This is a genomic window from Dyadobacter arcticus (assembly GCF_011762185.1).
GTDB classification, from domain to species: domain Bacteria; phylum Bacteroidota; class Bacteroidia; order Cytophagales; family Spirosomataceae; genus Dyadobacter; species Dyadobacter arcticus.
This window is the reverse complement of sequence record NZ_JAASQJ010000002.1, coordinates 776,284-788,246: the sequence shown is the minus strand read 5'-3', so window position 1 is coordinate 788,246 and position 11,963 is coordinate 776,284. Positions and strand designations below refer to the sequence as shown.

General features: G+C 43.5%; 10 protein-coding genes. 2 read left to right on the top strand and 8 right to left on the bottom strand.

Annotation, left to right across the window (positions count from 1 at the left end):
- Nucleotides 1–46 precede the first annotated feature (46 nt).
- The gene (locus FHS68_RS11130) at nucleotides 47–1,417 is read right to left on the bottom strand and encodes a peptidylprolyl isomerase (RefSeq protein WP_167269964.1); all 1,371 of its coding nucleotides are present in this window, start codon (nucleotides 1,415–1,417) and stop codon (nucleotides 47–49) included.
- Nucleotides 1,418–1,495: 78 nt separating this feature from the next.
- On the bottom strand, nucleotides 1,496–3,784 hold the full coding sequence (locus FHS68_RS11125; protein ID WP_167269963.1) for a peptidylprolyl isomerase: 2,289 nt from the start codon (nucleotides 3,782–3,784) through the stop codon (nucleotides 1,496–1,498).
- 286 nt (nucleotides 3,785–4,070) lie between these two features.
- Here FHS68_RS11125 and FHS68_RS11120 point away from each other — a divergent pair, with 286 nt between their 5' ends.
- A complete protein-coding gene (locus tag FHS68_RS11120; protein ID WP_167269962.1) occupies nucleotides 4,071–4,550 on the top strand; it encodes a hypothetical protein in 480 nt (159 codons plus the stop codon).
- A 3-nt stretch (nucleotides 4,551–4,553) separates the two neighbouring features.
- On the opposite strand, the gene gloA2 is transcribed toward FHS68_RS11120, so the two are convergent.
- From gloA2 to FHS68_RS11095, 5 genes are all read right to left on the bottom strand, one after another.
- The gene (gene gloA2 / locus FHS68_RS11115; RefSeq protein ID WP_167269960.1) at nucleotides 4,554–4,943 is read right to left on the bottom strand and encodes an SMU1112c/YaeR family gloxylase I-like metalloprotein; all 390 of its coding nucleotides are present in this window, start codon (nucleotides 4,941–4,943) and stop codon (nucleotides 4,554–4,556) included.
- Between the two features lie 42 nt (nucleotides 4,944–4,985).
- Nucleotides 4,986–6,176: an acyltransferase family protein gene (locus FHS68_RS11110; protein WP_310588540.1), complete on the bottom strand. Its 1,191-nt coding sequence runs from the start codon at nucleotides 6,174–6,176 to the stop codon at nucleotides 4,986–4,988.
- Between the two features lie 103 nt (nucleotides 6,177–6,279).
- Nucleotides 6,280–7,998, bottom strand: a complete 1,719-nt coding sequence (locus tag FHS68_RS11105) for an FAD-dependent oxidoreductase (protein WP_167269958.1) — start codon at nucleotides 7,996–7,998, stop codon at nucleotides 6,280–6,282.
- 53 nt (nucleotides 7,999–8,051) lie between these two features.
- A complete protein-coding gene (locus FHS68_RS11100; RefSeq protein ID WP_167269956.1) occupies nucleotides 8,052–8,651 on the bottom strand; it encodes a gluconate 2-dehydrogenase subunit 3 family protein in 600 nt (199 codons plus the stop codon).
- A 235-nt stretch (nucleotides 8,652–8,886) separates the two neighbouring features.
- The gene (locus tag FHS68_RS11095) at nucleotides 8,887–9,969 is read right to left on the bottom strand and encodes a LuxE/PaaK family acyltransferase (RefSeq protein WP_229211854.1); all 1,083 of its coding nucleotides are present in this window, start codon (nucleotides 9,967–9,969) and stop codon (nucleotides 8,887–8,889) included.
- A gap of 25 nt (nucleotides 9,970–9,994) precedes the next feature.
- Here FHS68_RS11095 and FHS68_RS11090 point away from each other — a divergent pair, with 25 nt between their 5' ends.
- The gene (locus FHS68_RS11090; protein ID WP_167269954.1) at nucleotides 9,995–10,522 is read left to right on the top strand and encodes a hypothetical protein; all 528 of its coding nucleotides are present in this window, start codon (nucleotides 9,995–9,997) and stop codon (nucleotides 10,520–10,522) included.
- 1 nt (nucleotide 10,523) lies between these two features.
- On the opposite strand, the gene FHS68_RS11085 is transcribed toward FHS68_RS11090, so the two are convergent.
- Nucleotides 10,524–11,801 carry a sensor histidine kinase gene (locus FHS68_RS11085; RefSeq protein WP_167269952.1) on the bottom strand — a complete coding sequence of 426 codons (1,278 nt, stop codon included), beginning with the start codon at nucleotides 11,799–11,801 and terminating at the stop codon, nucleotides 10,524–10,526.
- Nucleotides 11,802–11,963 lie beyond the last annotated feature (162 nt).

Here is an 11,963-nt window from a genome sequence, read left to right as displayed (position 1 = left end):
GGTCAGATTAGATTTTTAACTTCTTCAAGCGCATTCAGGCTTTAATCTAAATATCACTCCCGGTAGCCAGCCCAAGCACTTTACAATTTCGGTATTCAGGTTCAATGCTAATGAAAACATCTCCCTGAGCCTTTTTAAACCATTCTTCCAACGCATTATTCCTCTTATTACTTAAAACAATCTGAGACAATTTCTCATAATCGTCGCGCAGGTTGGCTGTATGCGGTTCCGACTTGCTTTTGTACCAAATGATACGCATTGCGCTGCTACCGTCCTCTAATCGATACGATACCGGCTGGCTGAGATCGCCAACTTTCATGGTATCTATTGCAAAATACAATGCCGGATCCATAGAAGCATCCAGTGTCAGCCTGGCGATTCCGGTATTTCTGTCTTGGATCAAGCCGCCGGCTTCGGCAGTTTCCTTGTCCTCAGAATTATCGAGCGCCGCCTTCGCGAATTTAAGCGTATCTATTTTGATCAGGCTGCGAAGGCTGTCTAAGGATCTTTTCGCCTCGGTCATATCGGTTCCTTTGTTATAATCGGGCCTCAGCAAAATATGCCTGGCGTGATATTCTGCACCTCTGGTTTCAACAAGCTTAATCAGGTGAAAACCAAACTGGGACTCGACAATGTCAGACATTTCGCCTGGTTTGAGTGCCAATGCAGCACCTTCAAATTCCGGAACCATAGCGCCCCTTTTGGCGAAATTCAAGTCACCACCGTTTTTTGCTGAGCCAAGGTCTTCTGAATAAATCTGGGCCAATGTTGCAAAGTCTTCGCCTTTCTCCGCGCGTTGCTTCAAATCAAGTAATTGCTGTTTTAGCTTGTCTTTTTGTTCCCTGGTTACAGTACCTTTTTTGACGATATGTCCAATTTCAACCTCCGAAGGTATGTACGGCAAACTGTCTTTTGGAATAGCATTGAAGAATTTGCGCACCTCGCTTGGTGTAATTTTGACATTGCCCGAAATAGTACGCTGCATTTTCTCGACGACTTTCTGTTCTTTTACCTGCTGACGAAGTTCGCCTTTGAGGTTATCAATGCTTTTTCCGTAGGCTTCCACGATATTTTTCTCCGATCCGAAGCGCTGGATCATATAACCCATTTTCGCATCTAATTCACCATCCACTTCTTTGTCTTCCACCGTAACCGAGTCAATCTCAGCCTTTGCAAGAAGCATTTTGTTGATGATGAGAGATTCCAGAAGCTGGCATTTCTCGGGAGCTGTTCTTCCCTCTGCCTTGTACTGGTTGTACATTTCTTCCAGCTCCGAATTGAGAATGTAGTGATTATCGACTCTCGCGATGATTTTATCCAGGCTTACTCCCTGCTGTCCCTGCCCCACGCTATTCAGACAGAAAGACAGTGAGAACACTGCTAAAAACTGAATTGCAATTAATTTATTTATTTTCATAGGATGATATTGTTCCAACTTGTACTTAGGGATTTACTTTTTTTGAATTCAAACGAGTTATAAAATGCTAAAATACAGCTAACGCTTAATCTTTTCTAATTCTTCTGCATTGACTTTCACTGGGAATTTCTGTGTTAGCCGGGCCAGCCATTGCTTTTCAAGCTCTTTCTGATAATCATTGATCACGGCACCGCGAGCTTCGGTAAAAGTCTTGGCTCTGGGAGCTTCTATTTTGGTAATGTTTGCCCAGATAACCGCATTATTATCAGATGTTGTCTGTTCGCCAGCCTGCCATTTAAGTTTTACAAAAACAGCACTTTCCTTTGTGAAATACCCATCCTGAATCGAAACCGGATTTTCATTGTCCTCACTAAAAGCCTTTTCCAAATCTTTCCCGGAAGGGCTATAAAACTGAAACCCCACCCTGCGATTTCGCTCAGGGTCAGCGGCCGGCCGGAAAGAGCCGTAATCCTTTTCTATAATACGCAAAATTGGAATGTTTTGTGCCGTTAAATATTTGACCGCATTTCTTATCCGGGTCGCCGATGTAATTTCAGATTCATCGTCAGAGCGATATCCGGCGGTTTCGACAATGTATTCCGGATTTTTCCGCATGATAATGTACAAATCATGGATCGCATCCTGCTGCTCTTTTCCAATTTCGGAAGCATTGGCGGCGAAAAGGATCTCCTTGGATTTTCTTTCCAGCTTATAAGGACTTGTAGCAAAGGCCTTTCTTATCGCATTGACAGTTTGGGTGTCCTTTGCCGAAATGACCATCCCCAATGCGCGTTCAGGGAAATTGTAACGCTGCTTGTTTCTGTTATAAAAACCAACCTGTCCCGTCGAGTCGGAAAGCGACCTTTGCCAAACGTTTTCTTCCATCATTTGAGAGAGTAGCACGCCATCACGGATCTCGTTCATCAAAATCCGAAACTCCGTATTCGTTTCTTCCAGATGCTCACGTTCATAATCGGAGAGGCGTTCCGCAACGTATTCGTTATAATACCGCCGAAACAGCAATGCAGGAGAAGCTTCCTTGGATTTTGGCAGCTGTTTTCTTTTTACGTACGTCAGGAACGACAATGCATCAAAAGGTTTATCTTCAATTTTAAATAGCGTAACATCTGACCAGTCAGCGGTAACCGCCTTCATATAATCCCATTTGCCTGTCCTGAGCGTGCTGTCAGCCAATGCCGAAACAGCCTTCCATTGATCATCGAATTCCTGAACGACGTATTTTTCTCTTAATCTCGAGATACTGGACTGTTCAATGATTTTTGCACGAGAATCGGTCACTACCTTTTTTCTAAGCGCGGGGGCCATTACGGCGAATGGTTCAATACTCCGTTTTTCAATCAATTTAATGATATGCCAGCCGTAGATTGTCAGGATAGGTTTTGAATAGGTATTTACTTTAAGATTAAAAGATGCATCCTCAATTTCCTGAACCATCTGGCCGATTCCAAACATAGGAAGCAAACCTTTGTTTTTACTGGATTGCTTATCATCGGAGTAACTTTCAACTACCTCAGCCCAGTCCTCACCGGCTTGTAGATGGCCATAAGCTTCATCAATCCGTTCCTTGGCCGATTGCTTTTGAGCGGCGGTACTGGTTGAATCCAGTTTGACCATAAGATGTGCAATCTGCACCATTCCACGGTTTGTCCGTCGATCCATAACCTTGATCAAATGATAGCCTGCCTTCGTACGAACCGGCTGGGATACCCTTCCTACTGCCAATGCGTAAGCAGCGCTTTCGATTGGATAAAGCGTTTGAAATGCGGTAAAATAGCCAAGATCACCTTTGGTTTTTTTGGCAGCAGGATCTTTTGAAAAGCGGGCAGCCATGTCGCCAAAGTCACTTCCTTCTTCCAGCCGGCCTCTTAATGCAATGGCAGCCCGATAGGCTTCGAGTGTATCTGCGGGAGATGCGTCTTCCGAGACGCCAATCAGGATATGGGATGCTCTAACCTCTTGCTTTAAACGATTGTAAACTTCGTTCGTCAATTTTTCTACCAATGCTTTGTCAACAAGATGATTCTTGGCCAACTGTTCACGATATGAATTGATTTCTTCCCGATAATCCAGGGTAGTATCTTTCCCGTCCTGCTTTGCCTGCAAAACTTTGATTTTTAGGTCCGTGTATAAAGCAAGATATTCCTGAGGTGAGAGTTCTTTGGTTGAATCGGTTGCAAATTTGTTCTTATTGTAAGCCTCCTGATATTCTTCCAAAGAAAACTTATGATTCCCAATTTCAAGCAGAGGAGCAGTTTCAGTAACAACCTTTGGAGGTGGTGCTGTGGTTTTGCAGGAACACACAATGAATATCGTAATGAAACAAAAACTGGCAATGGCTTTAAACATATTTTAATTTGTATTGATCAACTACCCGAAGTCGCTTTTAATTAACCCGAATAGCATTCATATATTGTAAAGCTGGCAAAGTTAGACGCTTTCCGTTCAGGACAAAAATATGGGGGTGGTATGTGCTAGTTTATGGCATCTGTGCTTGTTTACAGCCTGTCCGTTATTTGCCGCTTTTAGAACTTCTGGAAGAAAGAGTATTCAAATCGGACGATAATGACCGCATTTTGTGCGTTTAGGAATAATTTTTTACATAATTCAATCACCGCTTTTAAACATCAGGTGCATGGAGAATGTAAAAGAAAACGAATTCATTCCGATGATCAGGGCATTGTGGATTGAACAGAGAAACCGGGAGCTTCTTTATCTGGAAGCATTGAAAAAAGACGGTATGGGTTCATTTCGACGGGTTTTAAGTCAGGGTCACGTGAGCGCTCTTCTTTTTCAGAAGGAAGTAAAGTGGATTTACGATTATTTTAAATGCTTTTTGGAAGATAAGGAATTGGTAGATAATCAAATCTCCTCCCTGGCGACTTTGCAAAACTTGGAAAGCTTGAATAATAAAGAAGAGATTGCCGGCTGCCTAAAATGTCTTGAAGCCTCAACATTAAAACTATACAAAACGCTTCGCCTGTACGTTGAGAAGGATTCCGAAATTAGGAGAGTCCTGGACGAACATCTCAACCGCATTTCAGAATTTTATGAGGCTCTATGCAAGCTGGAATTGGGGAGCCGCAAAAGCGTTAATTTCATTGTTTTGGCCTGATTTTCATATTTCGTAGAGTTCGATGGGTAAATCATCGGGATCTCCGAAGAATGTAAATTTCTTTCCGGTGAATTCGTCCACCCTGATCGGCTCTGGGGAAATCCCTTTCATCTCTAATTCCTGAAAAGCGCTTTCAATATTCGATACTTGAAAAGCAATATGCCTCAATCCACAGGCTTCCGGCCGCGATGGACGGGCGGGCGGGTTAGGGAAAGAGAATAACTCAATGCAATACTGCCCGTTCAGCGAAAGATCTAGCTTGTAAGATCTGCGCTCTTCCCTCAATACTTCTCTATCAATCTTAAATCCAAGAATTTCGGTATAAAAATGTTTGGACTTCTGATAATCCGAACAAATAATCGCAATGTGGTGGACAGCCTGCAGGTTTAGCATTGGGAAAATTTTGAGAGGAATAGCCAAAGATAAGCAGTGCCATTAGATCTTGATAAATAACTTCTTTTTGAACATCCAATAAAGGATCCAACATTCAACCAGCAGGATCAATGCACCGCTAACCAGGGAACGGTAACCTTCTCCAAATAACAGGTCATAATTTGGCGAAATGTTGATGCGAAAGGAGTTGTCAATAAAGCTGTCGACGGTATGTGCAATGATATATGCTGCCATTGAGTTGCTACCGATCACAATTAGTGGCAAAAACCACTCTTTATTAGCTTTGACATCTACGATAAAATAGAAAGCCCCTAGCAGCAGAAAGCACCAACCGCCACTAAAAAGCGTCCATGCGGGAGTCCAGATCCTTTTTACAATCGGGTTAATGCCGCCGAAATTCAATACAATCGCAAATAGGAATAAAACAATCGCAGTGATCACAAACCGACGAATAAGCCATGAGTTGGTGGTTGCCGATTTTAGCCATTTTCCTGCGATCAGACCCAGGATCATCGTTCCTAATGTTGGGATGAAACTCAATGTGCTGTATCCGCCACCATTAAAATGAAATACTTCTTCCCGTGGAAACAGGTTTAAAAACCATCGGTCGAATGCCCAGGCAAGATTTGTATTTTTATTCCAATGAGCCGCAAAACCCGTTAGGTTATGCTCCCAATCCGCCGTAGTTCCTGTTTCAGCCCAGTCGAAATAGGGCCCTGGGAGCGGATAAAGTGCAAAAGCCAGGGCATATGTGAATAAAATCAATATCAATACACTCCATTGAATGCGTTCGGTTGCAAAAGCCAGCGCAAAAAGGATTGGGTAGCCAAGCCCGATCTGTGAAAGGGTATCTTCAAAGGTAAAATTGGTTTGCGACGCATGCATTGATCTTAAAAACACGCCAAGCAAAACCAGGATCAGAGATCGTCGCAGGGTATGCATCCACATCACAGCAGTACTTTGCTCCTGGCTTGCCCTGCTCGCAATGGAATAAGGTAAAGCCACACCAACCAGAAAGGAAAAGGAAGGTTGAATAAGATCATGTAAAGAACATCCGACCCAAGGCACATGGCTTTGTTGAAAATCAAGAAATGCCCAGAAAGAACTGTTAGGAAATGATTCGGCGACCTGCGCAAACCGCAACACCTCGGCCATCATCAGAAACATTACAAAACCACGATAAGCATCGATAGAAGAAACACGCTGAGGAGGGTTAGGGGCAAAGTCTTTCAAGATGATAAGTTAAAAGTGGGCAGTGTCAACGGCAAAAGAAAAAACCTCATTAGATTTACCCAATGAGGTTTTTTCAGTTCTAAATAACAGCTATCACATTAACCTAGACATTCATTTTCTTCAATTCTTTTACGGCATGATCTGCCGCGCGGGCAGTCATTGCCATGTAAGTCAATGATGGATTGACGCAGGATGCCGAGGTCATAAAGGCACCGTCTGTGACATATACGTTTTCAGCACCCCAAACCTGATTGTTTTTGTTCAGGACAGATGTTTTTGGATCATTCCCCATCCGCGCTGTTCCCATTTCATGGATACCAATACCCGGGTGTTTCGAATCATCAATATATGGCGTAACATTTTTCAAACCAGCGGCTTCCAGCATTTCGGCTGCGTCGTTCATCATGTCGACGCGCATTTTCCTTTCATTTTCTCCATAAGCTGCATCGAAGACCAGGATAGGTAATCCCCATTTATCTTTTTTGGATTGATGCAATGTGAAACGGTTTTTTTCATCGGCGATCATTTCACCAAATCCCTGGATGTTCATGTTCCAACCGCCCGGCTCTGAAAGGCTTTTCTTGAAATCGGCGCCGAAACCTTCGGTGCCAACGCCACGTCCCCAGCTTTCGCGGCTTGCGCCTCCCTGGTACCCGAATCCGCGAATGTAATCGCGCTTGTCATTGCCCCAGTTACGGTAACGCGGAATGTAGATCCCATTGGCGCGACGCCCGAAATAGTATTTGTCCTCAAAACCATCTACATCTCCCTTGGCGCCTACAGCCAAATGGTGGTCCATAATGTTCCGTCCCAGTTGGTCGCTGTCGTTACCCAATCCATTCGGGAAACGTTTCGACTTGGAATTCATCAGAATAGAAGCAGAAGCGATCGCGGAAGCATTCATGAAAATGATCTTTGCGTAGTACTCCTTGGTTTCTAGCGTGTTTTGATTAATCACCCGAACCCCTGTGACTTTTCCTGCCTTGTCATCATATATGACTTCGGATACGATTGAATCAGGTACTAATGTGAGGTTGCCTGTCTTCTGGGCAGCGGGCAACGTAGCCGACTGTGTGCTGAAGTACGCGCCATAGGGACAGCCGCGCATACACATATTACGGAATTGGCAAGCGGCACGTCCAAGCTCGGTATGGAATGCCTGTGGCTGGGTCAGGTGGGCTGCACGGCCCATAATGATGTGACGACCAGCGAATTTTTTCTCAACTTCTCCTTTAATATGTTTTTCAACACAGTTCATCTGCATGGGTGGCAGATAGTTACCATCCGGTAAAACATCCAAGCCGTCCTTTGCACCGCTGATTCCGGCAAATCTTTCAACGTAGTTATACCAGGGAGCAATGTCTGCATACCGGATAGGCCAGTCGACGCCTATGCCATCTTTAGCATTTGCTTCAAAATCCGCGGGGTTGAGGCGATAGCTTTGGCGTCCCCACAATAGGGATCTTCCGCCAACATGATAAGCGCGTATCCAGTCAAATTTTCGGGTTTCGTCGTATGGATTTTCTTTATCGTTTTCGAAAAGGTAACGGTGTTGCTCCTCTGGCGTGTAACCGGTGCGGATACCTGCCCAATATTGTTCTTTTGCGATGGTGGTAATTCGTCCTCTGTGTTCGAGTTCCCAGGGAGCAAGTGTTGCGGTTTTGTAATCTGTGATGTGTTTGATATCACGTCCTCTTTCCAACATGACTACTTTCAGCCCTTTTTCAGTCAATTCTTTGGCAGCCCAGCCGCCACTAATTCCCGAACCTACCACGATGGCGTCAAATGTGGTCTGTTTCGCTGCTTTTATATTTAAATTCATGATGAATGTTTGTCGTTTTTTAAGATCTCGGATTTGATTGCCTGAAATGGTCCTTACATCGCGTATGATTTTTGCCCCTCTTTGAGGTCGATGCATCCGTCATAGCGTCCGGGAACTGGCACATAGTCCAATGCCAATGTGGCGCCGGGCTCTGATGTAAAATAACCCAGTAATGTAAGTTCTTTGAAAAGCCTGAAAAATGGTACAGGAGCGTCCGTATATTCTTTTCCTGCCTCGGTGTACTTTTTCTTTTCTGCTCCGGCTTTTTCGACCTCGCCTTTCACGGCTGCCTCCATTTCTTTGAGTATAGCAGTTTGTTTTGCAGGATCAGCTTTCATAAAATCCTTTTTCTCCAACTCTTCCAATCCTTTGTTAAAGCTTTCCTGATCCCGTCCGGTATAACAATCTTTGATCATCAGCTCAATGAATTCACCTACTTTGGCTTCTTTGGCACCAGGCGTATCTGTTTTTGGGATGATGATTTCGGCAACCTCGGAGATTAGAGACTTGCGTTCAGCGGAAAAGGGGAATTTAATTGCGGAAGAAGTTTCAGTAGTTGATTTGCATCCTTCCAGAAAAGCCAGTAGGGTTGGGGCTGAGAGTGTGCCACCCATTACAAGCGCCACACGACCAAGGGCATCACGTCTTTTCATTTGATATATTAATGATAGGTTAACGATTTAAAATATAATAATACATTTGATTAATGCAATTTCAATAAGCAGGCTAATTTATAAAATATTCTTTGTCGGGAATTGTTAGAACAATTCTATATAAGGAAAGTCATTCGCAGTAGCTTGATTTACAATATACTGAGGATTATTAAATTGGGATTAAATCTTGCGCTGAGTTAGCAGGCGATGCTTCGAAATGCTGGGGAAAAACGATTTAGAGCACCATTAAATTGCAGCCGCGGATATCAGAATTGTCGAATCGGCCCATTATGTGAAAAGTGCCGGGCACTTCACCAAACCGGCCGAGATCCTGTGTTTCTATAAATGCACAGGTATCCAGATTTGCTAAATCGATGACGTTGATCCCGCCGGTTTTGTTTTTGATAAGAGTGTGATCGTAGACAGCGAAAGGGTCATTGATATCCCTCAGCAAAATTTTCATGGTATAACCCGCATTGAACAGACCATTACCTTGAGAATAACCTTGGGAAAGTAACTCTGTCATGCCATACTCAGAATGAATGGCGGGTACAGAAAAACGGCTGGTGAGAATGTCGTGGACCTCTTCACGTAATAATTCCGGGCGGCGTCCTTTCATTCCGCCTGTGTCCATGATAATCAGGTTTTCCATTTTTTTCAGGAAAGCCAGGTCCTCATTGCTTTCTGCAAGATCCAGCAACGCGAAAGTCACACCGAGAAGAAGAATGCTCTTTCCGTCTGGATTTTCGGAAAGATATTTAAGCCTTTGGAGCAGTTCAGCAGGGTTATTGAGGTAAAATCCAGAGTGTTCTGATGCGCTTTGGTCAATAAAATGTCGCATCATATACACGAGTGAAGAATTGCTTCGTTCAAGGTATGATGGCAGCAATGCCAGGATGTGGTACTGGTTCAGCGCTCCATAATTTTTTTGAAAAATACGGTCGGAAACGACTTTATAAAGTTCGGGATCATACAGATGATGTCGGCTGGTATTCAGGCCGGTAGTTCCGCTGCTCTCAAAAATTATATCTGTTGTAAAAGTCTCCCGGCGATTTCCAATCGTATGTGTTTTGAAGAATTGGATCGGAAGAAAGGGGATATCAATTAGCGTATTAATTTTATTTAAGTCAATGTTTAAGTGGCTGATATAATGCTGGTAAACATCGTTATAAGATGCCTGATATCTTAAAATATCCAGTGCGAGTTCGTCAAATTCTTTGGGTTCAATGGCGATAATTCGATCCCTCAGACTGTCCCTGATTTCGCTGTTGGATTTGTTGTTTTGAAGTTCCAATACTGTTACTTTCGTATAAATCAAGTGCAAAGTTAAAAATTGAAGCAATATGAAACTGAAAGTTTCCCTGTTCCTGATGTTTGTTGTGGCGTTGACGGGCTGTGTGGATATCCCTGATTTCGATAATACTCCCAAGATCTATTATAATGGTGTTGATCAGTTTACCGAGGTAAATGATTCAACTGGAAAAAAGGTCCGTGAAAATGTGATTATCACCATTGATTTTGAAGATGGCGACGGTGATTTGGGCGCGTCTGCATTGGAACGTTCCGATTCGTCATTTCTTCGTCCATACACTACCTGGGGTAATTACGAATTGGTAACTTCCAGGAAAGGGGCTGACGGAAAGTGGACAGAGTCAATCCTGGCAGAGGATGCATTCAAATGGATGCCTATCTTAAAACCAGACGGAAAGCCGGGGCCGCTTAAAGGGAAATTGGATTTGAATACGAGTTTTCTCTACGGAAATAGCACGGTTAATACCACCATCAAATTCAAAGTCCGTATTCGTGACAGGGCGTTACATGTCAGCAACCAGATCGAAACGGATAGCATTCAAGTACCTGGTTACCGCTAAACTATTCAATAATATTTGCTCCCAGCGTAATTCGGAAAGTAGTTCCTTTCCCTACTTCTGAATTTTTTACAAATAACTTTCCGGAATGATAATTCTCAATGATCCTTTTGGCGAGCGTAAGGCCTAATCCCCAGCCCCGTTTTTTAGTGCTGAACCCAGGATTAAAAATCTTGTTCATGTTAGCTTTGGTCATTCCTTTTCCAGTATCTGCAATGTCAATCCACATTTCCTTCATCTGAGGAGGCGCCTGAAGGGTTACATTAATTTCTCCGATCCCACCCATCGCATCCACCGCATTTTTGCAAATATTCTCAATCACCCATTCAAAAAGGTTTTTATTCAACAGGGCGGTTTGTTCAACAGCCAGTTCATTGTAAACTGAAAACTTAACCTTCGACGATACGCGTTTTTCGAGATAGCTGATAAAATTAGTAACCACTTCTGCAACAGGCTCTTCTTTGAGCGTTGGTACAGATCCAATGTTGGAAAACCTGGTCGTGATCATTTCAAGACGTATTACATCTTTTTCAATTTCCTCCGCAATGGATGGATCAATCATGGGATCACTTCGAAAATATTCAACCCAGGCCATGAGCGAGGACAGCGGCGTACCCAACTGATGCGCAGTTTCTTTTGCTAGTCCTACCCAAACCCTGTTCTGCTCGGCTTTCCGCGCCGAACTGAATGCCAGATAAGCCAGGTACCCAATCAGCAACATAACGGATAGTTGTAGAAAAGGATAGTATCTCAGCTGTGTGAGCAAAAACGAATTGCTATAATAAATGTAACCTGTGCGGCCTTTCCCAAGTTCGACGGGAATTGGCGGATGTTCCAGTTTCATTTCAGATAATTTTTCCTCAATGATCCTCTCGCGTTCCTGCTGACTGACCTTTGTAGGGAATTTTATATTCAGGTTGGGGTTCGGAAGATTGTTTTCATCAACATAAATAGCAGGGATCTGGTAAAAATTGACGGCATCCTGGATTACCTGATATATCACATTGAAGTTCTCGTCGAACGGACTGTTGACGACATAGCGAAGTCCTTCCGCATACAATTGCACTTCTCTCTCCTCCCGTTGTTCCAGCTCTTCCACCAGCTTGTCTGTATAGAACAAAGACCCAATGCTCAGAATGAGCAGGATAACACCGATCATGTATTTATAAAAGCTTTTTTGGTCGTAACTATCCATCAGCGATCTGCGGAGACGCTGGCTATTCAATATAGCAACAGGATGCAGACGGAATCGGGGCTTTTGTTTGGAAGTGTCGCTAATCATTCTATTGGCTGGGCACCCATTACCCGGAGTTGATGTTATGTCTTACAAATAACGTAAAATATTTGTGCTTAGTGGGTTTCGATTCAATTCAGGACGAATTATCCGGTGAATCGACGCAAAACTATTTATACGACTTCTAAATAGCTAAACGGTCATTCTTTC

Bases quoted from the DNA above. Each gene is read 5' to 3' on its own strand.
- FHS68_RS11090 (WP_167269954.1), top strand. From the start codon at position 9,995: ATGAAACTGAAAGTTTCCCTGTTCCTGATGTTTGTTGTGGCGTTGACG.
- FHS68_RS11100 (WP_167269956.1), bottom strand. From the start codon at position 8,651: ATGAAAAGACGTGATGCCCTTGGTCGTGTGGCGCTTGTAATGGGTGGC.
- FHS68_RS11105 (WP_167269958.1), bottom strand. From the start codon at position 7,998: ATGAATTTAAATATAAAAGCAGCGAAACAGACCACATTTGACGCCATC.
- FHS68_RS11120 (WP_167269962.1), top strand. From the start codon at position 4,071: ATGGAGAATGTAAAAGAAAACGAATTCATTCCGATGATCAGGGCATTG.
- FHS68_RS11130 (WP_167269964.1), bottom strand. From the start codon at position 1,417: ATGAAAATAAATAAATTAATTGCAATTCAGTTTTTAGCAGTGTTCTCA.
- FHS68_RS11085 (WP_167269952.1), bottom strand. From the start codon at position 11,801: ATGATTAGCGACACTTCCAAACAAAAGCCCCGATTCCGTCTGCATCCT.
- gloA2 (WP_167269960.1), bottom strand. From the start codon at position 4,943: ATGCTAAACCTGCAGGCTGTCCACCACATTGCGATTATTTGTTCGGAT.
- FHS68_RS11125 (WP_167269963.1), bottom strand. From the start codon at position 3,784: ATGTTTAAAGCCATTGCCAGTTTTTGTTTCATTACGATATTCATTGTG.